Source organism: Pseudoalteromonas sp. SG44-8, from assembly GCF_014164125.1.
In the GTDB taxonomy this organism is placed as follows: domain Bacteria; phylum Pseudomonadota; class Gammaproteobacteria; order Enterobacterales; family Alteromonadaceae; genus Pseudoalteromonas; species Pseudoalteromonas rhizosphaerae.
This window is the reverse complement of sequence record NZ_JACJEQ010000015.1, coordinates 61407-87555: the sequence shown is the minus strand read 5'-3', so window position 1 is coordinate 87555 and position 26149 is coordinate 61407. Positions and strand designations below refer to the sequence as shown.

Annotated in this window: 27 protein-coding genes; 14 read left to right on the top strand and 13 right to left on the bottom strand. The window is 40.6% G+C overall.

What is annotated here, in order from left to right:
- The first annotated feature begins 215 nt into the window (after positions 1 to 215).
- On the top strand, positions 216 to 926 hold the full coding sequence (locus H5163_RS13150; protein WP_182735322.1) for a hypothetical protein: 711 nt from the start codon (positions 216 to 218) through the stop codon (positions 924 to 926).
- A gap of 226 nt (positions 927 to 1152) precedes the next feature.
- Here the strand turns inward: H5163_RS13150 and H5163_RS13145 are convergent, their stop codons facing one another.
- Positions 1153 to 2001, bottom strand: coding sequence for an ABC transporter substrate-binding protein (locus tag H5163_RS13145; protein WP_259399815.1), 849 nt, complete (start codon positions 1999 to 2001; stop codon positions 1153 to 1155).
- A gap of 200 nt (positions 2002 to 2201) precedes the next feature.
- Positions 2202 to 3068, bottom strand: a complete 867-nt coding sequence (locus H5163_RS13140) for a LysR family transcriptional regulator (protein WP_182735321.1) — start codon at positions 3066 to 3068, stop codon at positions 2202 to 2204.
- A 240-nt stretch (positions 3069 to 3308) separates the two neighbouring features.
- Between H5163_RS13140 and H5163_RS13135 the strand changes: the two genes are divergently transcribed.
- Entirely contained in the window at positions 3309 to 3590 is a 282-nt protein-coding gene (locus H5163_RS13135) for a putative quinol monooxygenase (protein ID WP_145239884.1), read from the top strand.
- Positions 3591 to 3640: 50 nt separating this feature from the next.
- Here H5163_RS13135 and H5163_RS13130 read toward each other — a convergent pair whose 3' ends face one another.
- Positions 3641 to 3946, bottom strand: coding sequence for a hypothetical protein (locus H5163_RS13130; protein ID WP_145239882.1), 306 nt, complete (start codon positions 3944 to 3946; stop codon positions 3641 to 3643).
- 113 nt (positions 3947 to 4059) lie between these two features.
- Here H5163_RS13130 and H5163_RS13125 point away from each other — a divergent pair, with 113 nt between their 5' ends.
- Complete coding sequence (locus tag H5163_RS13125) at positions 4060 to 4971, top strand: LysR substrate-binding domain-containing protein (protein ID WP_182735320.1); 912 nt, start codon at positions 4060 to 4062, stop codon at positions 4969 to 4971.
- Positions 4972 to 4996: 25 nt separating this feature from the next.
- Here H5163_RS13125 and H5163_RS13120 read toward each other — a convergent pair whose 3' ends face one another.
- From H5163_RS13120 to H5163_RS13110, 3 genes are read right to left on the bottom strand one after another with little or no spacing between them, the layout of a single operon-like run.
- Positions 4997 to 5368: a response regulator gene (locus tag H5163_RS13120; protein WP_182735319.1), complete on the bottom strand. Its 372-nt coding sequence runs from the start codon at positions 5366 to 5368 to the stop codon at positions 4997 to 4999.
- 53 nt (positions 5369 to 5421) lie between these two features.
- The gene (locus tag H5163_RS13115; RefSeq protein ID WP_182735318.1) at positions 5422 to 5964 is read right to left on the bottom strand and encodes a DUF6942 family protein; all 543 of its coding nucleotides are present in this window, start codon (positions 5962 to 5964) and stop codon (positions 5422 to 5424) included.
- Positions 5961 to 6410 (bottom strand): YaiI/YqxD family protein, encoded by a 450-nt coding sequence (locus H5163_RS13110; RefSeq protein ID WP_182735317.1) that lies wholly within the window; start codon positions 6408 to 6410, stop codon positions 5961 to 5963. Before H5163_RS13110 ends, H5163_RS13115 begins: the two co-directional genes overlap by 4 nt.
- 123 nt (positions 6411 to 6533) lie before the next feature.
- On the opposite strand from H5163_RS13110, the gene H5163_RS13105 reads away from it, so the two are divergent.
- From H5163_RS13105 to H5163_RS13095, 3 genes are all read left to right on the top strand, one after another.
- Positions 6534 to 7070, top strand: coding sequence for a lipocalin family protein (locus H5163_RS13105; RefSeq protein WP_149981969.1), 537 nt, complete (start codon positions 6534 to 6536; stop codon positions 7068 to 7070).
- Between the two features lie 248 nt (positions 7071 to 7318).
- On the top strand, positions 7319 to 9220 hold the full coding sequence (locus tag H5163_RS13100; protein ID WP_145239870.1) for an alkaline phosphatase PhoX: 1902 nt from the start codon (positions 7319 to 7321) through the stop codon (positions 9218 to 9220).
- A 79-nt stretch (positions 9221 to 9299) separates the two neighbouring features.
- The gene (locus H5163_RS13095) at positions 9300 to 10976 is read left to right on the top strand and encodes a hypothetical protein (protein WP_182735316.1); all 1677 of its coding nucleotides are present in this window, start codon (positions 9300 to 9302) and stop codon (positions 10974 to 10976) included.
- A gap of 218 nt (positions 10977 to 11194) precedes the next feature.
- Here the strand turns inward: H5163_RS13095 and H5163_RS13090 are convergent, their stop codons facing one another.
- Genes H5163_RS13090 through H5163_RS13080 form a run of 3 tightly spaced genes read right to left on the bottom strand, consistent with a single transcriptional unit; the run spans position 11195 to position 13478 of the window.
- Positions 11195 to 11530, bottom strand: a complete 336-nt coding sequence (locus H5163_RS13090) for a DUF3325 domain-containing protein (RefSeq protein ID WP_145239865.1) — start codon at positions 11528 to 11530, stop codon at positions 11195 to 11197.
- Entirely contained in the window at positions 11530 to 13137 is a 1608-nt protein-coding gene (locus H5163_RS13085; RefSeq protein WP_145239863.1) for a PepSY domain-containing protein, read from the bottom strand. The genes H5163_RS13090 and H5163_RS13085 overlap by 1 nt, the downstream gene beginning before the upstream one ends.
- Positions 13134 to 13478 carry a hypothetical protein gene (locus H5163_RS13080; RefSeq protein WP_145239861.1) on the bottom strand — a complete coding sequence of 115 codons (345 nt, stop codon included), beginning with the start codon at positions 13476 to 13478 and terminating at the stop codon, positions 13134 to 13136. The genes H5163_RS13085 and H5163_RS13080 overlap by 4 nt, the downstream gene beginning before the upstream one ends.
- A gap of 259 nt (positions 13479 to 13737) precedes the next feature.
- Here H5163_RS13080 and H5163_RS13075 point away from each other — a divergent pair, with 259 nt between their 5' ends.
- The 4 genes from H5163_RS13075 to H5163_RS13060 are packed head-to-tail and all read left to right on the top strand — an operon-like array spanning position 13738 to position 15861.
- The gene (locus tag H5163_RS13075) at positions 13738 to 14100 is read left to right on the top strand and encodes a VOC family protein (protein ID WP_145239859.1); all 363 of its coding nucleotides are present in this window, start codon (positions 13738 to 13740) and stop codon (positions 14098 to 14100) included.
- A gap of 46 nt (positions 14101 to 14146) precedes the next feature.
- Entirely contained in the window at positions 14147 to 14521 is a 375-nt protein-coding gene (locus H5163_RS13070) for a VOC family protein (protein ID WP_182735315.1), read from the top strand.
- Entirely contained in the window at positions 14511 to 15101 is a 591-nt protein-coding gene (locus H5163_RS13065; protein ID WP_182735314.1) for a uracil-DNA glycosylase family protein, read from the top strand. The genes H5163_RS13070 and H5163_RS13065 overlap by 11 nt, the downstream gene beginning before the upstream one ends.
- 4 nt (positions 15102 to 15105) lie before the next feature.
- Positions 15106 to 15861: a phytanoyl-CoA dioxygenase family protein gene (locus H5163_RS13060; protein ID WP_145239853.1), complete on the top strand. Its 756-nt coding sequence runs from the start codon at positions 15106 to 15108 to the stop codon at positions 15859 to 15861.
- A 71-nt stretch (positions 15862 to 15932) separates the two neighbouring features.
- Here the strand turns inward: H5163_RS13060 and H5163_RS13055 are convergent, their stop codons facing one another.
- A complete protein-coding gene (locus tag H5163_RS13055) occupies positions 15933 to 19994 on the bottom strand; it encodes a DEAD/DEAH box helicase (protein ID WP_182735313.1) in 4062 nt (1353 codons plus the stop codon).
- 105 nt (positions 19995 to 20099) lie between these two features.
- A complete protein-coding gene (locus H5163_RS13050; protein ID WP_182735312.1) occupies positions 20100 to 20660 on the bottom strand; it encodes a short-chain dehydrogenase in 561 nt (186 codons plus the stop codon).
- 131 nt (positions 20661 to 20791) lie between these two features.
- Here H5163_RS13050 and arfB point away from each other — a divergent pair, with 131 nt between their 5' ends.
- On the top strand, positions 20792 to 21205 hold the full coding sequence (arfB, locus tag H5163_RS13045) for an alternative ribosome rescue aminoacyl-tRNA hydrolase ArfB (protein WP_145239847.1): 414 nt from the start codon (positions 20792 to 20794) through the stop codon (positions 21203 to 21205).
- A 1-nt stretch (position 21206) separates the two neighbouring features.
- On the opposite strand, the gene hemH is transcribed toward arfB, so the two are convergent.
- Complete coding sequence (hemH, locus tag H5163_RS13040) at positions 21207 to 22226, bottom strand: ferrochelatase (RefSeq protein ID WP_182735311.1); 1020 nt, start codon at positions 22224 to 22226, stop codon at positions 21207 to 21209.
- A 96-nt stretch (positions 22227 to 22322) separates the two neighbouring features.
- The gene (locus tag H5163_RS13035) at positions 22323 to 23651 is read right to left on the bottom strand and encodes an HD domain-containing phosphohydrolase (RefSeq protein WP_145239843.1); all 1329 of its coding nucleotides are present in this window, start codon (positions 23649 to 23651) and stop codon (positions 22323 to 22325) included.
- Between the two features lie 248 nt (positions 23652 to 23899).
- On the opposite strand from H5163_RS13035, the gene H5163_RS13030 reads away from it, so the two are divergent.
- From H5163_RS13030 to H5163_RS13020, 3 genes are read left to right on the top strand one after another with little or no spacing between them, the layout of a single operon-like run.
- Positions 23900 to 24265, top strand: coding sequence for a response regulator (locus H5163_RS13030; RefSeq protein WP_145239841.1), 366 nt, complete (start codon positions 23900 to 23902; stop codon positions 24263 to 24265).
- Positions 24262 to 24837 (top strand): chemotaxis protein CheC, encoded by a 576-nt coding sequence (locus H5163_RS13025; RefSeq protein ID WP_145239839.1) that lies wholly within the window; start codon positions 24262 to 24264, stop codon positions 24835 to 24837. The genes H5163_RS13030 and H5163_RS13025 overlap by 4 nt, the downstream gene beginning before the upstream one ends.
- A complete protein-coding gene (locus tag H5163_RS13020; RefSeq protein WP_145239837.1) occupies positions 24837 to 26111 on the top strand; it encodes a sensor histidine kinase in 1275 nt (424 codons plus the stop codon). The genes H5163_RS13025 and H5163_RS13020 overlap by 1 nt, the downstream gene beginning before the upstream one ends.
- Positions 26112 to 26149 lie beyond the last annotated feature (38 nt).

Genomic DNA, 26149 nt, shown 5'->3' with positions numbered 1-26149 from the left:
CTGAACAAGGCTCAAGCAACAAGAATAATTGCGGAGGTTGAGAGCTATACTCTATGAGTTTAGACGCGATATAAAATCACTGTTACGAGGCCGTTGCAACTTGAAAACTCATCTAATGAGGCGAATAAAGCGAGAGGCTGATATTTTAAACTGAAAAGCTTGCTGCTAGGATGAAAACTGCTACGCTATCCCTAATTTAACGACAGTGATTTATTATGATTAAAAGGATTTTATTGGCTATCTGCGTGATTTCAAGCAATAGCACATTGGCCGCAGAGCAGTATTCGCAATCACGGTGTGATGCTATTAAAGCCGAGCGAGAAAAAGTTCAGGATAGAATGAGGGCAGGGTATAAGGCAGCTGAAGGTGAGCGTTTACGCAGGCGCTCAACTGAGTTGTTTGAAATATTGGGTCGTCACTGCATAAGCCCAACTAATGGGAGGAGCTACAGTTCAGGTTCACGAACTTATACTCGCTCATCTGCTAATGATTTATTAAATAAAAAAGTTCATGATTCAACGGTCTATAGTAAAACATACGACAGTGATAGCAAACGACTCGCGTGGAGTAGCTTTTACCAATACCCTGAGCGCTGCCGTGCTAAAGAAATGCAACAAACTGACTTTGTTTGGTGCAGTGAAAATCGAGCTGAGCAGCGTGCAAAATTTGAAGCCCAGTGGCAAGCACCAAACAAAGCAAGCGCGAATGTTAAACAGCCAACGGTTGTTTTATCTCAACAAAACACTACTGCAATACCCACAATTACACATTCGATGACGCTAACCCCAGTGTCAAAAGCTGATACCCGTTTGAATACAGTTGCTCTGGAAAAAGAAGGCTATAACTACAAAGTTTGGCAATTAGTGGCTGTTGGTTGTCTTGCCTTTATGGGAGTTTTTGGCGCTTACCGCTGGTTTAAAGATTAAGTGCAAAACAAGTCGCGATATAAAATCGCTGCTACGAAGGTCGATTATTTAAATCTCAGCGGTAGTGCATTTTACAGCTTCTCTCTGTTAGCCCGCCAACTTAACTCTTTCTAACTCATCTAATGAGGCGAATAATAATTTCAACGCCAGCATCTGATTAAAGTGCAAAAGGTTGCTCTAAGTAAACGCCGGGTTTGGTTAGGCTTATTGTCACGTAAAGCATGATCTACGGGTTAACTCGTTGCTGTAGCTTGGCTTGGGGCTGATAATCACCTTGCTCTAAACCTTTAAAGTAAGCTTGGTAACGGCCGTTTTGCTTAAACTGTAATAAGTACTGATTAAAGGTGTTGAGCAGTTTTTCACTTTCGCTGCTATTTTTTGGAAATAGTAAGAAGCTTTTATTAATTAACAGGGGTTTGGGGTGGTGGCTAATAACATTAACAAGATCGGGTAGTTGGTGTTTGAGGGTAAAGTAGCCAACACTTTGCTCTTCAGCAAAGGCGTCGATACGCCCTAGTGCTAAACGGCGGAAGTTTTGCTCGGTATTACCTACCCGCGACATTTCAAAAGAGCCTTCGGCAAGGGCTTTATCAAACTCTGGGCCATAACTATAGCCAAGCCCACCACCGAGCAATAGGCCTTTTAAATCTGCAATATTTTGCCAATCAAAATGGCGCTGCTTTTGATAAAAAAACACAAATCGTTCACTGAGTACCGGTTCGCTATATAAGTAAGCCGTTGCTCTTTCGTCACTGAACATCCATACCGCAGTAGCGGCATATTTGTTATTTTCGGTATCGTGATATGCACGTGGCCAAGGTAAAAATGTAAAGTTAACGGTAATGCCTGCTTCAGCAAATATATCGCGAATTAAATGCGCTACTACACCTTGGTAGGGCAGCGATTCACTGAGAAAAGGTGGCCATTCACCTGCGCTAAGTTGAATTGTCGTTGAGTCAATACTTTGCGCTGTCGGTACTGCTTTAGTGGCGTTACTTACACACAACAGTAGTAACAGACTGGCGTTGCATATATTACGTAATCGTTTAGCTGTTCGCATTGTGTAATTTAGCATTTATGAACATGGTAAAAAATCTGTATTGGTTATAAATTCTTCATTTATGATACTACAGTAGCGATCACGCAAAAGCGAATTAGTTAATAAACTTGTGTGCGGCTTATATGAGTTGTCTGATGAGTGAAACCTGGTTGTGGTGTGAAGCAAAGCAAACAACCTGACAGTGGCGATTTAATAGCAGAGTTTGGCTGCGCAAATTAATTACCGAGCGGTACAATTTCACCTTGTAAGCAGGGCTGCTCTGCGATTGCTTGCTGAATATTGGTGATCAGCTTATTGGCGGTGGCTGATGGCGTGCGAGTATGCGCCCACATGGCGTAAATAGGGCGAGCGGGTAGCGGTATGTTTTGCGCTACATAAGCAAACTGTTGCTTGGCGTTTAAGCTGGCAATTTCGCTCATCGGCAATAAGCCAGCTCCCACACCCGATTGCACTAGCTGGCGTGCAATGGTTATGTCGTAGCAATAGGTGATATGCTCAAAACAGCTCTTTAATTCGCTGAGCAGCGCTGCTGAAAGTTGTTTATCGGTGTAGGGCAAAATTAGGCGATTTTGCGGTGCCGTTTGTTTTTTAGTAATTACCGCTGTGGCAATTGAGCCGAGCCGCTTTTGATAAAAGCTTGAATCTTGTTGTTCGCCAATTCGTATCGCTAAATTAAAGCGCTGTTGGCTAAGCTGACTGTTTAAGTTATTTGGATAAATATGCAAATTGAGCTGAGCGTGCGATGTTTGAAACGCACTAATTGCGCTCATTAGTGGCCCGGCAATCAGGTTTTGTGGGCACAGAAGATAAAATTCTTCGTTGATATTTTGTTTACTTATTACCTGCTCAACCTGACTCGAAAGTGTTAAAACAGTGTTCGCGAGCGATTCATAAATATGCTGCCCCGCGCTGGTGAGTATAATTCCTCTTGCACTGCGCTGTAATAGTGGCGTGCCTAACTTTTGTTCAAATGCTTGGATGCGTCGCGATAAGGTCGATAAATTTAAATTAAGCTCTGTTGCTGTTTGGCTCATGCTTTTGCGCCGCGCAACTTCGGTAAATAAATACAGGTCGTCTAGCATGTTATTTTCTCAATCTTAGTTTGCATTTTGGTCACTATTTTAACGGCTGCTATCAAAATATAGTAGTAGGGCATAGACGCAACTATGAAAATTCATTTTACATTTATCAAGTTGATATGGCTTTTTATGTTGTTTTTGTTCGGAGTATGGGCAACTTATTTAAATTTAGCTTTAACCCTAACGTTTTATGATTGCCGGTTCAATGCATTGAATGCATTTCTTTGAAAGTAGTGAGATTTTATGATTAATATAGTAGCTAAAATTACCCCAAAGACAGCGTTGTTCGCTGAGTGTAAACGTAAATTACAAGCGATTGTGGCACCCACTTTAGCTGAAGCGGGCTGTATTCGCTTTGAGTTATACACGGGTGATAATCAAACATGCTTATTTTTGGTTGAGCGGTTTGTATCGCAACAAGCACTTGATGAGCATTATCAACAAGCTTATACAAAACAAGTTTTTACATTTTATGAGAGTGCATTAGCGAAAGCCGTGGAAATAAATAACTTAGCTGAAATCTGAAAAATAGGCGCTTTATGTTGCTGGGAATAGCGGCATAAAGCTCCCATAGCTTATAACATATTTAGTATCTGCTTGGCTTTTATACGAGTTAAGCATGCCGCCATTGGTTGCTTTTTAAATTGCTTAGCTGAAACGGTTTGCTCTTTCCCCATATATTGATTATGCAGGGTTTGCACACTGACTTTACAGGTCACTTGATGATCATTTTCAACATAACGTAATTCGACTCTTTGCGCTTTGTTGATTAAGTTTTTGTATGGGTAGCCTTCATCGGTATCAAGTTTTATTGTAGTGTTAGCTTGAGCTTGGTTGCTAAAGCTAATTAATGTAATAACTAATATAATTAAATATTTCATTGTGTTAACTCTTCATTTTGCTTGGTTGGTAATATAAGTATTACCTGATGTAGAAAAGCTGACAAACGATTAAAAATTGCTTATGCTTTAGTTTTTCTTAACTGTGAATGGCTATGACTCTACCCCCATTAAAAAGTCTCTGGTATTTCAAGCATGCGGCTGAATTGGGTAGCTTTAAGTTGGCTGCGGAACAATTATTTGTTAGCCAAGCCGCGGTGAGCCAACAGATCAGGTTGTTAGAAGTTCATTTAGGATGTCGGTTATTTAAGCGGCAAACTCGATTTGTAGAACTAACACGCCAAGGCGAACAATTGCTCCCGGCTATCTTGCAAGGGTTTAGTCATTTTCAATCTGGGATTAATTCGTTAAGCCAAGATACAAATCCACATAGTTTAAATTTATCGGTTTTACCTTCGTTTGCCAGTGGTTGGTTATTGCAACATATTAATGATTTTCAACGTCACCATCCTGGCATTCATTTACGTATTGATCCTAGCGATCAACATGCAAATTTTGCCTCTGGTCAGGTTGATTTAGGCATTCGTTTTGGGTTAGGGCAATATCCCGAGTTACACAGTGAGTTGGTCGCTGATGACAGTTTGTTACTGGCTTATAAACCAGGGTTACTTACCCCACAATTACCTTTAAGGGCGCAATTATTACAACAGCAGTTAATTATGGATGTTTGCCCTGATGCAGAGCGTGGTTGGCAAACATTAGCGGCTGAATTAAACATTAGTACTACAGCAATGCCGGTATTTTTAGAAATCGATAACGCAGCCTTGGTGATCCAAGCGACGTTGGCGGGTCAAGGTATTGCGTTAGTGAGGCGACGTTTAATTGAGTCCCATATCAAATTCGGGCAGTTAGAAGTTTACCCAAATTTTGAATATAACTGCCACTATAAATATTATTTAGTGGGCCCTAAGGAGCATTTTAATTGGCCAAAGGTAATCGCTTTTCAAGCTTGGTTATTATCTAGATTTCAGCAAGATGATGACGCACTTAAACAATGTTTAAAGTAATATAGCGTTGAGATTGACTAACTTTCTAACTTTCTAACTTCATAACTTTCTTTAACTGGCTATCTAACACATTTAAATTAAAAGGTTTTACAATAAAGCCTGACACTTTCGCGGCGATAATTTCTTTGATTGCTGTGGAGCTGTCTTCGCAGGTGATCATTAACACCGGGATTTCGGCTAACTCTTGGTCATCACGAATACGATTGAGTAAAGTTTTGCCATCCATTTTTGGCATATGCAAGTCGGTGATAACTAAATCATAGCCTTGGTTTTGTAATAAACTTAATGCTTGTATTCCATCAGTCGCTTCAACAATATCGTGATAATTTAGTTTTCTTAACATATTTATTAATACATGGCGCATCAAAGGCATATCGTCAACGACGAGGATTCTCATAAAGTTAAATTGTCCATAATATTCAAATTATCTTAAGGTTAGTTAACAAAGTCTTACTCTGCCACAAAACACTGGGCAACTAGCTGACTAAGTCGCGCTATTTTTATATTGCTAAGTTGGCGGTAATCAAAGTATGGACACACAATCAACTTGTTTACTTTATCGATAGCAAATTCTTCATCTAACCACTGTAATTGGCACTGTAAGTGTCCTTGTTGAAGTAGCGCTTTAGCATAGGTGCGTCCGGCAATAATATGCAAGGTATTATTGTTATTTAAAACCGGAGGGCTAAAAAGTAAGGCAGTTTGACTATTAAGCTGCAGCAGTTGTTCATCACGATAGTGTTGCCAAGTCGGGGCGAGTTTGGCGAATTGGTAATACTCGCTAGGCAGTGCAAATAACACTTTAGCATATACATTAAATACTTTACGCCAGCCATTACCACAGGCTAGGTTGATGCTGGCAATTTGTCCATCCACACATGACGTCACTGTACTTAGGTTGGTGTACTGTGGCATCGGTGGTACATTCGCTATATACACAGCGACTGTAAAAGCTGGGTCACCAAAGCCTATATTACCTGCAGCCTTACTCATTTATTTTTAGCTAGAATGCGGTCTAGATTATTAGCAAAGTTTTGACGATCACTTTGGCTAAGCGGTGGCGGTCCGCCGTTCATTTCAACGCCACTTGAACGCATAGTATCCATAAAATCGCGCACATTTAGTAACGAGCGAATATTTTCACTAGTATACAGTTCGCCGCGAGGATTTAGCGCTTGGCCGCCATTATCGATTACTTCTGATGCTAGCGGAATATCACCGGTGATCACTAGATCATTGGCTGCAATACGTTTGACGATTTCGTCATCAGCCACATCAAACCCTGATGAGACCTGCAACCGGCTAATGTATTTTGAAGGCGGAATACGCATTGCATGATTAGCGACTAAAATTGTTTCAGTTTTCGTACGCTCTGCGGCACGAAACAAAATTTCTTTGATCACCACTGGACAGGCGTCAGCATCAACCCATATCTTCATTGTTAACTTCTAATAGTTAGTAAAAAAATGATCCTAACCTAAGGCTTTTAGAACAACTAGTATTAAGTGAACTTTTTATGCTTTACTGCGTTGGTGGCCTAATTAACTATCAAGGAATCAACGATGAAAAATCAATTATTTATCACTCTTACTCTGTTCGTCAGTAGTTTACTGCTTGGCTGTACTGGCATGCCCGATAAGGTTGCACCAGTGAGTCCTTTTTCCATCGAACAGTACCAAGGTAAGTGGTATGAAATAGCCCGATTAGATCACTCTTTTGAGCGGGGTTTAGATAATATAACAGCGGATTATACAATTAACGATGATGGCTCTGTAACTGTGCTAAACCGTGGTTTTAATAGCGAGGAAAACAAATGGAGTGAGGCTCAAGGTACTGCGAAATTTGTTGATAGCAATGATGTTGGTCATTTAAAAGTATCGTTTTTTGGTCCTTTTTACAGCTCTTATATTGTATTTAAGTTAGACCAACAAAATTACCAATATGCGTACGTATCTGGCTACAATAACGATTATTTGTGGCTATTATCGCGTACCCCCACTGTGAGTGAGCAACGCTTAGCTGACTTTAAAGTGCTTGCGCAGCAAAAAGGCTTTGATACTGACAACCTGATTATGGTTAAACAGAACAGTACACCATGACTGTAAATCCCCTTTACAGTGAATCGATGGCACTAAAGGGTGCCATTTTTTAGCTTTCAACAATTCATACGCCTTTTTAGTAAATATAACTAAGAAGATGTAATTCATTAGTCAAAGTTACGTCCCTAAAACATCATTTATATGTAAGAGAACTGAAACAACTTCTGGTCACACTTATTCTTGAAATTTTTCTAACAATAATCAGGCTCGGTTGAAACTTTTAACAGGCCAATTTCAAGGAGTAAGTAATGAAGCGTGTAGCATTATCTTTAATTGCTGGAGCCGTCACTTTAGCATTAACAGCGTGTAACGGAGACGACGGAAAACAGGGCGAGACCGGTTCACAAGGTCCTGTCGGTGAAGCTGGTGTAGATGGCAGCAACGGTGTGAATGGTTCGGATGGAGCTAACGGCACGAATGGCAGCGATGGCACAAATGGTGTTGATGGTGCTAATGGTGTTGATGGAAAAAATGGTGGCAGTGGCTTAACACGGTTAGCGACTGTGCCAGCGGGGGCTGAAGTCACAGGCATTTTTTTAAGTGATGGCGGTGACTTGTTTTTCAACGTTCAGCATCCGTCAGACACGAATACGGCAAAAGATTCAGTTAATGGTAAAGTTATTGATCGAGGCACTGTTGGCGTATTACGTGGGGTAAACTTTAATAATTTACCGCGTAATATTATCAATTCGCCAGTACCAGAAAGTGAGTTTGAACGCCAAACTGTGATTGCAGCGCTTGGTGAATATCAAATTCTTGGTCAAACCGGTGATACTTATGCTGAGTTAGGTGACAGTGGTCTGGCTGGTGGTTTAGGTGTGCACTACGGTATTAATAATAATCAAAAAATCATCGAAAATAATAATCCAGATTTTAATGGTTTTATTGCTGCAGGCGAAAACGAAGGCTACCTCTTTACTAACTGGGAATCTTACCCTGGTGGCGTAAGCCGATTAAAAATGTCAAAAAGTGCAGAAGGTGCTTGGTCTGTGACCGATGCTATGATGATCAACTTTGACGCAGTGAAGGGGACGGCTGCTAACTGTTTTGGGTCAGTTTCTCCGTGGGGCACCCCGCTAACTTCAGAAGAGTGGATCGTTAATTCAACGGTTAACTCAACCACAGATGCATCATGGAATGATCCGAGTGATACAGGTACAGATGGTATCGAAGCACTTGTTGCTCCTGATTTCCCAAATCCTTACCGTTATGGTTATATCGCGGAAATTCAAAAACCAATGACCGATGCGCCAGAAGTGGTAAAGCATTACACCATTGGTCGTTATGAGCATGAAAACTCGGTAGTTATGCCAGATCGTCGTACCGTATATTCATCACAAGATGATACCGGTGGGGTATTATTTAAATTTATTGCCGACCAACCAGAAGATTTATCCGCAGGTACTTTATATGGTGCAAAACTAACCCAAGATGCCGGCTTAAACGAGCCAACTGTCACTGGTTTTGATGTGCAGTGGGTTGAGCTTGCCAGTGGCAGCAATGTTGATATTGAAACCTGGATTGCACAATACGATGGTATTAATACCAGCGATTATGTTGCTGGTAAAACAAGTTATATGTCACTGGCTGATGTACAAGCATGGGCAGATGGTAAAGCGACATACCCTAGCGAGGCCGAAGGTGGTAGCCCTGTTACAGCAGGCAAACCGATGGATAACCGTGCCGCATTTTTAGAGTCTCGCCAAGCGGCTAAAATGAAAGGTGCTACCGCCGAATGGCGTAAGCTTGAAGGTATTAGCATCAATCATGATCGTGTACTCGAAGCGATCACTGGGCAAGATGTTATTGCAAATGAAGTTGTTACAAAAGCGTACATGTATATCGGTATTTCAGATCTCGATAACACCATGGTTGATGACGAAGGCGATATTCAACTATCAAGACGAGTAAAAGACTGCGGTGGTGTATACCGTGCGCACATTGATACAAGTTACAGCTTAACTCGCATTGAACCGGTGATTATGGGCGGTACATATCGTTCAAGCCTGACTGGCGCTGAGCGTTGTGATGTTGAACAACTTTCACAACCAGACAATGTGATTGTTATGCGTGATGGTCGTATCATTATTGGTGAAGATGGCTTCCAAGAAAACAATACGTTGTGGATGTACGATCCACAGTCTAAGTAATTTAAGCGTTAGATAAAGCGTTTTTAGGTGGGTAAACCCTGTGTTTACCCATTTTTTAGAAAAAAATAGAGTCATAAAAATGAAGTATTTAACCCCCTTTATATTACTGAACGTTGTTTTACTCACTGGGTGTTTTGATAATGAGATGCCAATGAGCGACGTTACGTATGTTCAACAAACCTCATCATCTACCTCACTATATTCAGCGCCTTATAAAGAGGGCGATGATATTCCCGCGCTTGCGTATATGCAATATGATGAAGAATATAATCCGGAATCGGTTATTCCACCGCAGTGTTATACCAAAACCCAGGGCAAAAATAATCCTTGTTATGCCTGCCATCAAACAGACAAGCAAGATAAAAATCGCCCAAATACAATGAATGATGGGCATTTACAAGGTGTGTACGAGTTTTCAGATCTTGGACTTAAAAACCACTGGAAGAATCTTTTCATTGATAGAACCCATTTAATTGCGGGTATTTCAGACGATCAAATCAATAGTTGGGTCAACCAAGATAATTACGGCAGCTTTATTAAAAAACTCAAAGCTAATCCTGATTGGCAAGGAGAAATAGCTGAAGTTAAAAATTTAGCTTATCCAGCTCAGGCATTTGATGAAAAAGGTTTTGCTAAAGATGGCACCCATTGGGTTGCCTTTAACTATAAACCTTTTCCAAGTACTTTTTGGCCAACCAACGGTTCAACCGGTGATGTAATGATCCGCCTTGGAAAAGAATTTCGTGAGCGTGACGGCATCTACAATCAGGATGTTTATATCGCTAACTTAAGTCTGGTTGAAATGGCGATAAAAGATTTAGCGCAGATAAGTACACCAGATATTTCAGAGCGGCGTATTGGTCAGGATCTAAATAACGATGGCAGGTTATCGGCATTGGTAAGTAATATAACTAAGCAGCCCAATTATGTAGGGGATGCAAAAGGCATAGAGTTAAGTTATCAGTTATACCCACAAGATACTGAGTTTTTACATACGGTACGTTACATTGGTGTCGATGAGGATGGTCAAGTCTACAATGCACCACGCATGAAAGAAGTCCGCTACATGAAAAAGCATCGCTTTAAATCTAAGCAATTGCTGGCCTCCTCGTATTATAAAGAAGCGAAAGAAAAGCACTTTGAAAATCTGCCACAAACTCGTTATCTAGGCGATAAAGGCATAAACAATATGTTTGGTTGGACTATAAACGGTTATATCGAAGATGCTCAAGGTGATCTGAGGCCTCAACATAAACAAGAGCTGGCATTTTGTAATGGCTGTCATAAAACGGTGGGATCAACTTATGATCAAAGCTTTTCATTTCCGCGAAAAGTACAAGGGCGTGATGGCTGGGGTTATATTGATTTAAAAGCCATGACCGATGTACCAAATAAAGGTGAGCAGCAAGGGGAGTTTTTAACTTATTTTGAACGTGTTGGTGGCGGGGATGAATTTCGTCAAAATCAAGAAATGCTCATGCGTTGGTTTAATCAAGATGGCACTGTGAATAAGCAAAGAGTGAAGCAGGCAAAAAATTTATATGAGTTAATTACGCCCTCTAAAGAACGCGCAACTAAGCTTAATAAAGCCTACTTTACGATCATGAAAGAGCAGAGCTACTTATTTGGCCGCGATGCAACACTATTAAAAGCTAAAAATGTACTGCAAACAGTTGACGACTCACAAGCACCACTTGAAGAACAAAACCGTTATGTGTGGGACATGCAATTAGATTGGTCTACTGCTACACAGTAATAGGTTTGATATGTTTTATATTAAAAAGTAATTACTAGGTAATAAATATGACACATTAGAGGGATATCATATTCCACATAGATTGATTGGCAATAGCTTCAATCAAGCTATTTGTGACATGAGTATCCCCCTACTATTTATAACCAAATCATTTGGATATAGGCAAACTAAGTTAGTTTGCCTTTTTTTTGCTCAGATCATATTTTTACTAACTAAGCTTAAAAAACAGTTAAAAACAGCCCACTGAGCATTACAACGGTGATATTTAAAGCAGTCATTATTTTTACCCAAGATGCTTTGAAGCTATAAAAAATCATTAATATTAAGACACTTAGCGCCATGTAACCACAAAATAGTAAAGCGCCGTAGCCGTTATGTTGTACAACACTCAGTACTAAGCTTAGTAAAATACTGATCCAAGCAGCGATCAAAAACTGTTTACTGAGTTTGTCGCTAGGGCGGGTTTTAAATACATCACGGTAATGATTAAATTTAGCCAAAGCAAAACAATTAAATGCCAGTAAACATAGGCTCAATTGCAGTAATTCATGCATTATGGTTGCTCCTGTAACTTAGTTTTTGCTGAACGGCGCGCCCGTTGTTGCGGTGTTTTAGCCGGAGTGTGAGTTGGTATTTTTTTGGCCTGAATTACAAATAAGGCTGCAAATATTAAGCACATTAAATCAAAACTAAACAACGCCCATTGGCCGTTTAGCAAGTAGCTTATTAGATTGCCATTGGTGGTAAGAGCATTAATAACAGGCACGCTGAGACAGGCGATACCGTTTATCCACGCGAGTAAAATCCACTGCGGCCTTGCGCGTTTAAATAGCGCAAACAAAGCAACGGCTAGCCAAGTCACAAAGAATGCAAGTATTTCTTTATCAGCGCGCTCAGGGGTTGTCATAGGCAGTAACCGGTTGGCAATAAAAAATGCGCAGGTTGCAAGTGGTAAGCCCATTAATGTGGCAAGGTTTAACCCTTCTACCAACTTTAAGCCAATTGTAGCAGGTTGGTCTTTTTTCATGCGTTCGCGAATACGCTTAGCCCACATAATACAGCCAGTTGCTATCATTACACAGCCAGCTACGCCGCATAAAAAGTATAACCAGCGTAATAATGGGTTAGCTAAACGGCCTGTGTGTAGGGCTGTTAGCGAGTCATAGAACACTTCAGTATTGGTTAATTGGGCAGCAGTTTTAGCTATTAAGCTGCCATCTACACCGTTAAATAATAAGGTGGGTGTTTGGTCGCGAACTAGGCTAGCGGTATCTGCACGGACTGTAATTGTGGCTGAGGCTTTATTTGGATCACGAATTGATATTTGTGTTAAGTCAGCATCAGGCCAGTTAGTATAAACTTGATCTAAAATAGTATCGATGGCTATTAATGGGGCGCTATCTGGGCTAGTTTTGGTGCGCACATTAGTGGGTGACACATCGTTAAATAAACCACGAATACCATCTTCGTATGCGGTCATTGCTGGATAGGGGAATAACATAAATATTAGCGTGATTAGGCCTGTATAGGTGATCATAATATGAAAAGGTAACGCCAATACTGACGATACATTATGACCATCTAACCAACTGCGGCTGCCTTTATTGGCACGAAAGCTAAACATATCTTTAAAAATACGTTTGTGGATCACCACCCCAGATATCAGCGCTACCAACATAAATAAGCTCGCAAAGCAGACAATCCAACGGGCTGTGCGTACATCAATGTAATGTAGGTCAAAATGCAGTCGATAAAAAAAGTTACCACCTCTGGTGTCTCTTGTTTGTGCTATTTCGTCGCCTGTTTGTGGGTTGATATTGTGCTCTTGCCAACCACCAAAACGCTTCCCTTCAGGACGAGGCTTTTCATAAGCATAGTTAAGCTGCGGTTTTCGCTCTGTGGGCAAGTAAATTCCCCAACGCGTAGACTCCGGGCCTGCATTTTGTAGGTAATTAATACCACTGATAATTTGGCTACGCTGTTGCGCTACACGCTGTTCAGGCGCTTGTACATTGTGCAGTGCTGGTTGATTCCATAGCGTTATTTCGTCCCGAAAAAAACTCACCGTGCCGGCAAAAAATATTAAATAGAGTAGCCAGCATACTAATAATCCAACCCAAGTATGCATCCAGGTCATGGAGCGGAAAAAACTCTCTTTCATAGCCAACCCTTTAGTAATGATAAGATCAGAGCACACCCTGAAGTAGTTAGTAAAATAGTGATCCATATTTTAGGTAATGACTTAACTGCAAACACCCAAATAAACACGCAGCTGTACACTAAAATAGTCAGGCTGATACTAAGCAGTACAGCATCTGATTTTTTCAGCGGTAAAATAATACTCAGTAACGCGGTAAACACGGCAGTAAAGGTATAACCACCAACAATGGCGGCAAAAAAGCGTGAGATAACAGCAAAACGGTAAGCATGGGCTTGATAAGCTTGGCTTAATTTAGATCTTATAGAGAGTGTTTGGCTGTTTTTGATAGATTGAGCGTGCATGATGATCCCTCAAAGTCCCAAATGGGGGCGAATAAAGGGGGTATTATATATTCTAGATACAGAAAAGATAGTGATTCGTATTTTCTTTGTTGTTTGTCGCGACGACAGCGCAATAATACTCAGTATATTTACTTAGTAAAATGATGATCTGCTTTTATCATTTGCTGTTTTAATTGAAAAGTTCGCAAATTTTTCAACTGCTTGTATGCTTAGTGATTGGAAGGCTATAAGCCGTTACATTAATTTTTTAGGGAGTACTATGTCAGCACACAAAAAACTTAATTATGTTGAATTTGCCGCAGCAGATTTAATCGCCACTAAGGCATTTTTTAGTGCGGTTTTTGATTGGCAGTTTATTGATTATGGCCCTGAATATACGTCATTTAGTGCTGATACAGCTGGGCTTGATGGCGGTTTTTATCAAGCTCCACTTAGCTCATTAACGCAACATGGCGCAGCTTTGTTAGTATTTTATAGCGAGAATATTGCGCAAACACAGGCTAAAGTAGAGCAATATGGCGGGAGTATTATAAAACCAATTTTTGATTTTCCAGGGGGCTGCCGATTCCATTTTACCGAGCCCAGTGGCAATGAATTTGCAGTGTGGTCAGAACATAATTGAACGCAAAAATAGATCATAATTTTACTAACTCAAGGAAATGAATTGAATGACAGATTTGAGTTGCGAAGAAATTAAAGCATTTGTACCAGCAAAAGATTTTGCGCTTAGTTGTGCGTTTTATCAGCATATGGGCTTTCAAATCGCGTGGGAAACCCCAGATATGGCGTACTTTTACCACGGAGACTGTAGTTTTTTACTGCAAAATTTTTATAATCCAGAACACGCTAAAAATTTTATGATGCACTTATTAGTTGCAGATGTGACAGCATGGCATGATAAATTAACAGATGTGGGGTTGGCGCAAAAATATAATATAAAAATTACTGAGCCAAGCTTGCAAGCGTGGCAAATGATTGATTTTGTTATTTATGATCCAAGTGGTGTGCTGTGGCGAATAGGGCAAAGCAGTGATGATGGCTAGCACCTTGTTAAAGCAAGTTAGTCAATGCGTGATCTGTGAATCTGAGCTGGCGCTTGGGGCACGTCCGGTGCTGCAATTTAATCCCAGTGCGCGTATTTTAATTGCAGGGCAAGCGCCGGGGCTTAAAGTACACCAAAGTGGCATTCCATTTGATGATGCCAGTGGTAAGCGGCTGCGCGAGTGGTTAGGGCTTAAGCCATGCGATTTTTATGATGTAACTAAGGTTGCTATTTTGCCGATGGGCTTTTGTTATCCAGGTAAAGGTAAGTCAGGCGATTTAGCGCCGCGTAAAGAATGCGCACCTGCATGGCGTTCCCAGCTTTTAGCGGCACTGCCCAATATTAAGTTAACCATAGTGCTGGGTAAATATGCCCAAGCGTACCATTTACCACACACAAAACATTTACCCCTCACTGAGTTAGTAAAATCATGGCGTGAGTATTGGCCAGATGTTTTGCCATTGCCGCACCCGAGTCCGCGTAATAATATTTGGCTAACTAAAAACCCTTGGTTTGAGCGTGATGTGGTGCCACAGTTGGCGCAAACTATTCAAGCAATTTTGCAATGTGAGGATGATTAGTTTGATGATCAATACCCAATTTGAGCAGCATGGTTTTTTTCATGTAAAAGGTTTTTACACTGAACGTGAACTTGTGCATGAGCGCGAAGTGATCAATTGTTTTCATCAGCAATGGATCGCAGATAATCAACAGTTTTATCAAACCAAGGCGGTTAATAGTGCCTATTTAACTGCAAATACCTATTTAGATGAGGCCCAGCGCTTAGTATTATTTAAGTTTATTGCCAGCCATAAGTTAATGGCTCAAGTTGATTCGATACTTGAATCAGCGGCCTTTATGAATACCCAGTTGTTTTTTAATCCGGTTAATCCTGAGCAAGAAAATTATTGGCATCGTGATATGCAATACCATTTAAGCTTGGCGGAGCAGCAAGCTGCGCTATCGGGTCCTGAAGTGATACATTGTCGGGTTGCGCTTGAGGATGAGCCAGGTATTGAGTTAGTACCAGGTACCCATCGACGTTGGGATACCCCTGATGAGCTGGCAACTCGGTTGGCTATTGATCACAACAACACCAGCGATGATTTAGCCACCGGCCATGTGATAGAAATGCAAGCAGGGGATTTATTAATTTTCTCGGCAAATATGATCCACCGTGGTTTATACGGTAAAGACCGCTTAGCGCTGGATATTCTTTTTGGTGAGCCACAGCCCCACGTACTGCATTTTGTTCAGGATATCTGTTTGCCTACTCCAGCGATGCTTTCGACATTAGAAGATGCCAGTGCCTTTGCGGTTACTTTGGCACACCAAGAATAACCGCGCTACATAGACCTGCCTAAAAACCACATGGGCCTCTGTAATAATCTCGAAAGATAAACAGGTCTGAGCTACATTTCGCTGTTACTTAACAGCGCCAGTAGTTGATCTTTAGACATTTGCCCAGCATCACCACTGCCGGCGAGTACTTTATCTGCGAGTGCTTGTTTATGTTCGTGCAATTGCAGGATTTTTTCTTCAATGGTATTTTGTGCTATCAGTCGGTACACAGTAACGGGGCGTGTTTGCCCTAGGCGATGCGCGCGATCTGATGCTTGTTGTTCAACCGCGGGATTCCACCACGGATCGAGATGCAGTACATAATCAGCTGCCGTTAAATTAAGCCCCGTGCCGCCTGCTTTTAAGCTGATCAAAAACAGTGGTGCATGACCTGCTTGAAATTTATCAACTTGTTGTTTGCGTTTGTTAGTACTCATGCTGCCGTCAAGATAACAATAATCGATGCCGCGTTTTTGTAAGCGCTTTTCAACCAGTTTTAACACATCGACAAATTGGCTGAAGATCAGCGCTTGGTGGTTGTTTTCTAGTAATTCTTCAATAATCGCTTCTGCAGTGTCGAGTTTACTCGATGGCAACTTACTATTTTCCAGTAACAACTGCGGGGCAATACAAGCGCGGCGTAATTTAGTTAATGACGCCAAGATAGTAATGTATTGGCTGTCTTCCTGATTTGCTTGTTCAAGTGCGTTTAAACGAGTTGCTTCGTACAGTGCTTGCTCTTTTTCACTTAATGCAAAGGTTAAGTTTATTTCGGTTTTTTCAGGTAACTCGGTCAATACCGTTTGTTTGGTCCGACGCAGGATAAATGGAGCAATGAGGGTTTTCAGGGTATCGGCTTGTTGTTGGTTTTTATCGGCGTTACCAAAGCGCTTTTTAAATACTGGCAGGGTATGTAAAAAGCCTGGCATTAAAAAGTTAAACAAGCTCCACAGTTCACCTAAATGGTTTGCGATTGGCGTGCCAGACAGGGCAATTTTAAATTGACCATTGAGTGCAAATGCGGCTTTAGCTCTTAAACTCAAGGGGTTTTTAATTGCTTGTGCTTCGTCAAAGACAATATTAGCAAAAGAAAATTGCGCCAGTTGTTCACCAATTAGTGGCAGTAAACCATAACTGACGATCACTAAATCGTGTTTACCAGCCGTTGCCAGAATATCAGCGCATGCAGTGGCGTTTTCAATGATTTTTACATGCAAAGCCGGCGCGAATCGCTCGGTTTCAACTTGCCAGTTATGACACACAGATTTTGGCGCAACCACTACACTGGCACCTAAACTACTGCGCATTTGTAACACGGTTAAGGTTTGTAAGGTTTTACCTAGCCCCATGTCATCGGCTAAACAAGCATTGAGTCCCCAGTTGGCCAGTTGCATTAGCCATTTAACCCCGACTACTTGATAGTCTCGTAAAATATGGACTAAATGTGCAGGTAAGGTAGGGTCGATAGTTTGCTCAAATTTAGCTAAACGCGTTTTCCAGCTGTCACCAAATGTGACATCAGCTAAGTCGGCAATGCTTTGGTGTAAAGGCAATGCACGCGCGTTGGCAATCCGTAGTTCATCACTTGGGTTGTGCTTATCAATATTTTGCATCCCTTCTAAGCGATTTAATAAGTTAGTTAAACGCTGATCCAATAATAATGAATTGCCTTCCGAAAACTCTAAAATGCTGCCACGGCGCGGGGCTTTAAGCAGGGTTTGTAATTCGTATATTTGGCCGCTAGGGAGTGAGATTTTACCACTGACGCTTAACCAATCGTTATCATCATTTAAGTTAAGAGAAAGGTGCTGGCTTTTCGCAACTTTCATGCCTTGGCTCGTTTCGTCCCAACTTAATACCAGAGACTGTGCTTTTTGCGCAGCTTCAAGTAACTCAATTGCTTGGCTAATATCTTCAGGTAAATAAAACTGCTGTTGAATTTGATTATGTTGCGGTGATTGCCGATCAGCAAATAATCCGGCCATATTTTTCAGTAAATTTCTAAACGCTTTTTGCTCTGCTTTTAAATCACGTTTAATAACAATGCTGTCGGTTTGATCATCATCAGTATGTGCGAGTGTCAAAGCACCAATGCCGGGCTCAACCCAAGGGCCATCTACGCCATTTGGCATGGCATAAAAGTTAATGTTGATACCTAATTGGGTAAGAGCGATCACTGCGGCAAATTCACACAAGCCTTGGCGTACGTTGTTGATATGAGCAAACTCGGTACGCTGGCTGCTAATATGATGCTCGTTAGCCAGTACTTGTAATGCGGCATTTAGTTGTGGCAGTTTTTCTTCGGTTAAATTATTGGGTTGTTGCTCAAATAATTGCAGTAATTTGAGCTGTTTGTCATCAATGGCGAATACTTGGTAACAATTTGCGTGACTGTGGATAAGTAAAAAGTCACAGTCCGGATCGCTGATACTCGGTTGCATTACCAGGCGATAGCAATCATTGCTGTCTTGTGCAATTTCAATGACAAACTCGCCTTTGATCAGCGTAAGTGGCTGTCCATTGTGATCTTCAAGCCCTTTAAACCCTATTAATGCTTGTAATACCGCGGCCGTTGCGTGTATCTCGTGATAACCAAAACCGGCATGGTTGTTGAGCACTTGTACTAAGTTATGATCGGCGCTGGTTAATGCATCTTGATACTGGTTATAAGCAAGTTCTTGGGCGTTTACTTTACGACCTTTGGTCCATTCGCCTTTGGCATTGAGTTGCTGTACTTTGGCTTGTATGAGCGGTAAATCTAAATGGGTTAAATCCAGTTGCCATATAATTCGTTGCTGCGCAGTGGGCGTATCAATTTGGCTAATATCATTAAGCCAACGCTGCCATTGTGGGACGCGGGTAAAGTGCTGTAATAAACCAGTATTGGGTAATGGTGTGTCATCGCTAAGCCAATTAACTAAGTGCTGGCATTGCTCAGCTAACCAGTGTTGATGCGCATTAATTGCGCTATTGAGCTGTTCTAACAGTTCAGTATCACCCCTTAGATGATTTACCTGTTCGTCTGTGGCGTTTTTAATAATTGCCAGTAATAAGCAAAATAATGGCGCTAATGCATTCGGGTTACCAAGTAGATGACTTAAGCTGTTGCTTAAACGATGGTTTTGATAGTTAGCTAAATCCTCTTCCAGCAAATAATCAATCGCTTGGCTTGGGTGGCTTAATTCCCCAAGATTTTTTTGATACCATTTTCGACAGGTATTTAGTTGTTTAATATCTGCTGCGGTTGCACTGATAAATAGGCATATAGTGTAAAGTAATCCGGTGATCTCGGTCGGATAGATGCCTTTGCCAAAGTTTTTTCTAAACGCTGTTAAAGCGCTTTTATACTGTATCAAAGCAATATCAATAAACTCACCCTTGATGGCATTGGTATTTGCTTCATAAAAAGTGGCTAAAACACGGTCTCTTTTATCATCTAGCAATTCAGCAAAATTATCTTCTTGTAATAATATGGCTAAATTCTCATTCAGATAAATACGTTTTCTCAGCTCTGTTGTTGGGAGCGCTTTGGCAATCAGAGTCGGCCATGCACGCTCACTGGTGAGATTGAAAAATTGACCGCGGATAAAGTTATCTAAGCAAAGCTGTTGCCATTGCTCAGGTAGGCATTGCCACAGTTGCTCGCTGTATGGTGATTGCGCGAGCAAATTAACAAAGCCGCTATCAAGCTCAAGTGATAAATCACCAGGGAGCGGTTTTTTTCCGCTTTTTGCGCGGTCAAGATCATTAAATAGCAGGTGCAGAAAGTGCACTGCTTTATCGTGGTAATAATAGCTTTTTGTAGCTTCGGTTAAGAAAGCATGCAATAAAACTGGCTGATGTTTTATCGCATTAATAGCTACATAAGCAACTGCGCTAACTGATATACGAAAGTTTGGTCCGTAGGGGAGCTTCCAAATTAAATCTTTAGATTCGAGTTGTTTAGTGTATTTAGCGACTTCAGCTTGAGAAAATGAATAGCCATTTTTAATGTGACTATAAAGACGTTTAGTGAGCTGTTGAACAGAGTTCTCATAGCCATGCGATGAGCCACTTATTATCAGTGCAAGTAATACACACAGTTGTTTTTGGTCGTTATCAGTTGTGGCGGGCGGCAAAGTACTTAATGGCATAAAATCAATAATTAAAGTCGCTAATGATTGCAGCCAGTATAAGTTTCAGCTGGGGGAGTTACAACCAATAAAAAAGCGACCCAAAGGTCGCTTTTTTATAAAAACCTATTGCACTTTGGCAAACAGTTTTTGTAGTTGCGGCATATATTCTTTAATTAGTTTTAAATTACTTTCGCTAACAACCGGCGCACCTGTATTAGCAGCATTAGCTGAGTTACCAAGTGTGCCCATCATTGAACTAGCGCTGTTATTTTTCGAGCCGCCCATACTTTGCAAACCGCCCATTAACTGATTTACTTTATCTTTGTTTTCTGGCGATAAATTACCTTTGATGTTTTCAAGGTAAGCCATTGAGACTTCAGAACCCACAGTAATTAGTTGTTCAGGGGTGAAACCATATTTATTGGTAAGGGCTGCAAACTCTTTGTATAAATCATTATCTTTGATTGTACCAAGGGCGCCTAATGCCATTGCAGTCGAGCCCCCTTCAGAGCCACCTAACATACTACCCAAATCCATGCTTTTTAATGAATCTTGACTTTGTGACCAATCAACAACCGCGGGTAATGCTTTCATATAACCTTGTAAATCTTTTTCTGTGATATCTGCCGCAAGGCTTGAAAAACTCATTGCTAACAAACTAAGAGATAAAATTATTTTTTTCATGTTGAGCACCTTTATTCAATTGTTAGTTGCATTAAAGACTATTAATTAGATAACCGCTATAAATTAAAGAGGGTTTTAGTCTGTTAACATCAGATGATATACTACATTTTTGCCTGATGTAGCTGAACCTCATGTTAATTATTTCAAATACCGTAACAATCGATGAATGGGAAGTCGAGCTGTCAGCTATTCGTTCACAAGGAGCTGGTGGTCAAAATGTTAATAAAGTGGCCAGTGCAATCCACCTTCGCTTTGATATTAATCGCTCAAAGTTACCAGAGTTTTATAAAGAGCGGTTGTTGGCGTTCAATGATAGTCGAATCACTAAAGAAGGTGTGATTGTTCTCAAAGCACAAAGTCATCGAACTCAAGAGCTAAACAGGGAAGATGCGTTAAAGCGACTAAAACAGCTTATTTTATCAGCCACTAAGGTTGAACGTGCTCGTCGTGCTACTAAGCCAACACGTAATTCACAGCGCAGACGCATGGATAAGAAAACCAAACATGGTAATACCAAAGCGCTGCGCGGCAGTGTTAAAGTTTAATTTATAAGTTTGGTTTAAGCACCTCAAATAACGCGTTAATATGATCGTCTCTATCATTAAGCGCAGCTATATAACGGTATTTTTCACCGCCAGCTTGTTCAAAAATCTCTCGGTTTTCACCTTCTAATTCTTCAAGTGTCTCAAGGCAATCAGCGCTAAATGCAGGGCTGATAATAGCCACGTCTTTAATCCCTTCGCTTGGTAAGCTCTCAAGGGTTGCATCTGTGTAAGGTTTTAACCACTCAGCTTTACCAAAACGGCTTTGGAAAGTGGTGATCACTTTGTCTTTGTCTAGGCCTAGCTTTTCTACCACTAAACGGGTGGTTTGTTGGCACAGGCAGTGATAGGGATCGCCATTATCTAAAAACTGTTTAGGCATACCGTGGTACGAAAACACCATTTTTTGTGGCATACCGTGTTTTTCTAAATCTTCGCTAATGCTGTTAGCGAGTGACTCTAGGTAGGTTGGGTTTTTGTGATACCCATTTATAAAGTGAAGCTCTGGCACCCAGCGCCATTTTTTTAATACATTCGCCACGGCATCAAATGTTGAGCCTGTCGTTGGGCTTGAATATTGTGGGTAAAGTGGCAACACAATAATGCGGGTTAAGCCTTTATCTCTGAGCTCTTCAAGGCCCGCTTCGATTGATGGATTACCGTAGCGCATCGCCATAACCACTTCGGTATTGGTATAGCCATGCTGTTTTAATAAGGCATTTAATTTAAGGCTTTGCTGGCGTGTAGTATGGGTCAGTGGCGAGCCATTTTCAGTCCAGATACTTTTATATAGTTTAGCTGAGCGTTTTGGGCGAATACGCAAAATGATGCCATGCAGGATGATCATCCACACAATACGCGGTATTTCTACGATACGAGGGTCTGACAAAAACTCACGTAAGTAAATACGCAATGCACTTGCTGTTGGGGCATCGGGGCTGCCTAAGTTGGTCAGTAAAATCCCTGTTTTTTGATTAAAACGCTGATCATGAGGGTTATCGGTAACGGCTGAAAATCGCGACACGCAATGCTCCTAAAGCAAAATAGACGGTTATGGAATATATGCTATTAATATTAATAGCTTATTGTAACGAATGAAAGGGTAAATAGGATCACTGATTTACAATGATTTGATCATGATCCTAAATGGAGTCGGTTTTTTAGCTTCTAGTTGCTGTAACTTTTCAATGGATTTAGCACTAAATATATGCCCCTTTGGTAGCAACATAATACCCGTGTGACTATGCAGTGCATGGCTAAGTACCATATTGATGGCTAGCTCTTTGGCCGTTATTATTTTCATCGAGCCTACTTTTGCTTGCTGCTTAATGCATTTAACTCGGCAAGCCTCCAAAGCTTGCACTAATTTAGGATGGTAAAAGTTACCGCTGTACATTTTTACTGTTTCGAGTGCATGTTGGTGCTTTTCTTCATCTTTTAAATTACTTTGTTCAAATGCATCCCAATAGTCACGTGCAAGCGCGAGTATCATTGCACTAAGAGGAATATCATTACCTTTTAATCCTTTAGGTAGGCCATTACCGTTATAGCGTTCGTACTGGTGATAAATGGCGTCAGACACTTCATGCAGATGAGTCGCAGGCATTAACATCAATTGTGCTGTACTTGGATGCGTATAATAACTTTTGCGTTGCTGTTCATTAAGCGCATGCACGGGTTTTTCATAAAGTGCGGGATCCATTGCTAACAGCCCTATCTGAGCTAAGTAACCAGCCATTGCCGCCATTTCTATATTTTTTGGCGGTAGCTGCAACTGTTTTGCTATTTGCGTACAGGTATTGGCAATGTTCTGCGCTTTAGTGCCATCTAAATATGGATTGGCATTAATGAAATTATAGAGCAGCTCGAAGGTTGCGCGGTGTTCATTTTTTTCATTTGTATTGGCAACTTTTAGCTGTTGTAAGACCTGTTTAATCTGTTTAGTTCGTTTCTCAACTAACTCTTCAAGTGAGTCATTTAAATCTTTTAATTGCGAGTTTTGTTTTTCTACATGGGCTTGAAGAATTATATTTTGTTTCTTTAAACGGTATTTCTCTACTGCTGACTTTATTATGCTTATTAGTTGATCATTCTGCCATGGTTTGTTGATATATGCATGAATACCGCCTTCATTTACTGCTTTCACAGTAGATTCCAAGTCAGAAAAACCAGTAAGTAGTATGCGTTGCGTGTCTGGGGCTGTCTCTCTTGCTTTAGCTAAAAACTGAGCACCATTCATTTTTGGCATGCGCATGTCGCTTATGATGACATCAAACTCTGTCTCTGCCATTTTCTTTAATGCTTCTTCACCCTCGCTACAAACTGTTGAGGTGAAATTATATTGCCTTAACAGTCTAGTAAGTGATTTTAGTACTCCTGGTTCGTCGTCTAAGCATAAGATATTTGCAGGCTTATTTGTCAACTCCGCGATTTCTTGTATTTCATGCATATTTATTGTCTATTCAAATACTTTGTCATTTTTAATCTAGTATATGTTTAAAGTATAAACAATTTTTAATTATTAAATGTTTTCAGCGTTGTGAGTGATTTTATAGAAAGTAAACATATCTTTTCAAATTTTAGTAACGTAAAACTTTCGCGAGCGCAGACAAAAGTGAGTTGTTTTTTTGCAGAAAGTATAAAACCCATCTAGTATGAGACAGATAAGACATTAATGTTAATACAAGAGAGATTGTAATGGCGATACCGATAACAATTGCAGATGATTCAGCGCTGTCACGCAAAACTATTCGAAGGGTCTTGCCAGAAGATTGGGATGTAGAGATACATGAAGCTAAAAATGGAATCGAGGCTTTAGAGGCTGTGAATAATGGTCTGGCTGAGGTGTTATTTCTAGATTTACAAATGCCGCAAATGAATGGGTATGAGGTTTTAAAGGAACTGCATGATGAGCATAAAAAAACAATCGTAATTGTAATTAGTGCTGATATTCAACCAGAGGCGCAGGCATTAGTTAATTCTTTGGGAGCGTTTAGGTTTTTGAAAAAGCCAATATCTGCCGAGGAGCTTAGTAATACATTACAAGAGGTTGGGTTGTTATGATTACTATTAGCGAAGAGGAGCGAGATGCCTTACAAGAAATAATGAATATATCTATGGGGCAAGCTGCAGATGCACTTGCTCGGCTGATCCAAACAAAGGTTGCGTTGTCGGTGCCAGCCATTGAGGCGTTGTCGCCTGCGGCATTTCAAGAAGTTCTCGATAATTTTAAAAGTAGCTGGTTTGCAAGGCAATCTTTTGTCGGAACAATTCGAGGTGAAGTGATTACTGGCATACAAAAAGATGGATGTTCAGCACTGGCTGATATAATGGATTTTGACTTACCATTAGATCAAGCGGCTACTGAGGAACTTGTATTGGAGGTTACAAATATAATCTCGGCTGCCTGTTTGCAGGGTTTTACTAGTCAACTTGAGTTATCTACTCAGTTAAATATGCCTGCCTTTTATTATCCAGATAAAGCAACACAAAATATTGAATGGTCCTCTGTGTTAATTATTGAAGTGGATTTTAAGATTGAGCATATGAAATTTGATGCTCGCGTGTTAATTGGACTCAGTGAAGGGTCTATAGAACAAGCACTCATTCCTATCCGTGCTCTCTTGGAGGAGTAATGGAAAAAGCGGAGTTTGAGCGAGTAATAAGGCAAATCCCCATAGGAGCTTGCATTATTGATGTAAACTGTGTGATTACCTTTGCTAATCCTGCATTTTCTGGCGGTTTAACTGCAAGAAATGACCACCTTATAGGTGAGAACCTGCTCACTGTGTTCTCTGAGCAAGCGCGTTTTTTAAGGCGAAAAATAGACAGTGTATTTGTACTCAAAAACTCTAGCTTCAGTTACTGGCAACAACGGCCACATGTATTTCCGATGAGAAGCACTCGACCTATTACCGGTGATGAGTCTCAAATGTATCAAAATGTTCAATTTATGCCGATTACTGCTTGTGATGGAGAAGTGAGCCATGTGTGTATTGTTGTAACAGATGTAACAGCAGAGGCTAGTTATTTTATGCAGCAAACTGATTTGAAAAATGAGTTGGAGTCTGAGCATCAGCAGCTAAAAAAACTACATCAAGAGCTTAAAATTGCACAAAGGCAAATGTTGCAATCCGAAAAAATGGCTTCTATTGGTCAGCTTGCTGCGGGGGTTGCACATGAAATTAATAATCCTATTGGTTTTGTGCGCTCAAATTTAGAAACGCTAAAAGATTACTCGCAAAAATTAATGAAGACCAATGAAACGCAAAAGAAAATCATTTTAAAGCAAGCTGAGCCTAGGTTTATTGCGTTACTTGAAGATGTTTATGAAAAAAACGGTATTGCGTTCATTAATGAAGATCTCCCAGAACTGCTTAACGAGTCTTTAGATGGCACAGAGCGAGTTCGAAAAATAGTAAGTGGATTACGTGACTTTGCAATACAAGATGATGAAAATTGGGCTGAGGTTAATTTATGTGCAGAGATTGATTCTGCCTTGGTGGTACTTGAAAACGAAATAAAATATAAAGCCAAAACATCCGTCTCACTACCTGACGAAGCTATAACTTTTTGGGCAAAACCCAGTGCAATTAGACAGTTGTTGTTTAATATTATTGTAAATGCGTTGTATGCAATGCAGCCAATGGGTTTATTGAGTATTAGTTGTGCCTATAATGAAAGTAAAGATGTGCTACTTACAATAACCGATACAGGATCTGGTATTAGCCCTGAAGATTTAGTGCGTATTTTTGATCCCTTTTTTACTACGAAAGATATAGGCCAAGGTACTGGGCTTGGACTCTCTGAAGTATACGCAACGGTTCAGGAACATCACGGTCAGGTTAATGTGAGTAGTGAATTAGGCAAAGGCAGTTGCTTTGAATTTACGTTTAAAAAGCAAAAATAAACTTTAGAGTGAAACACAAGTACTTCCTTTCAAAGGTA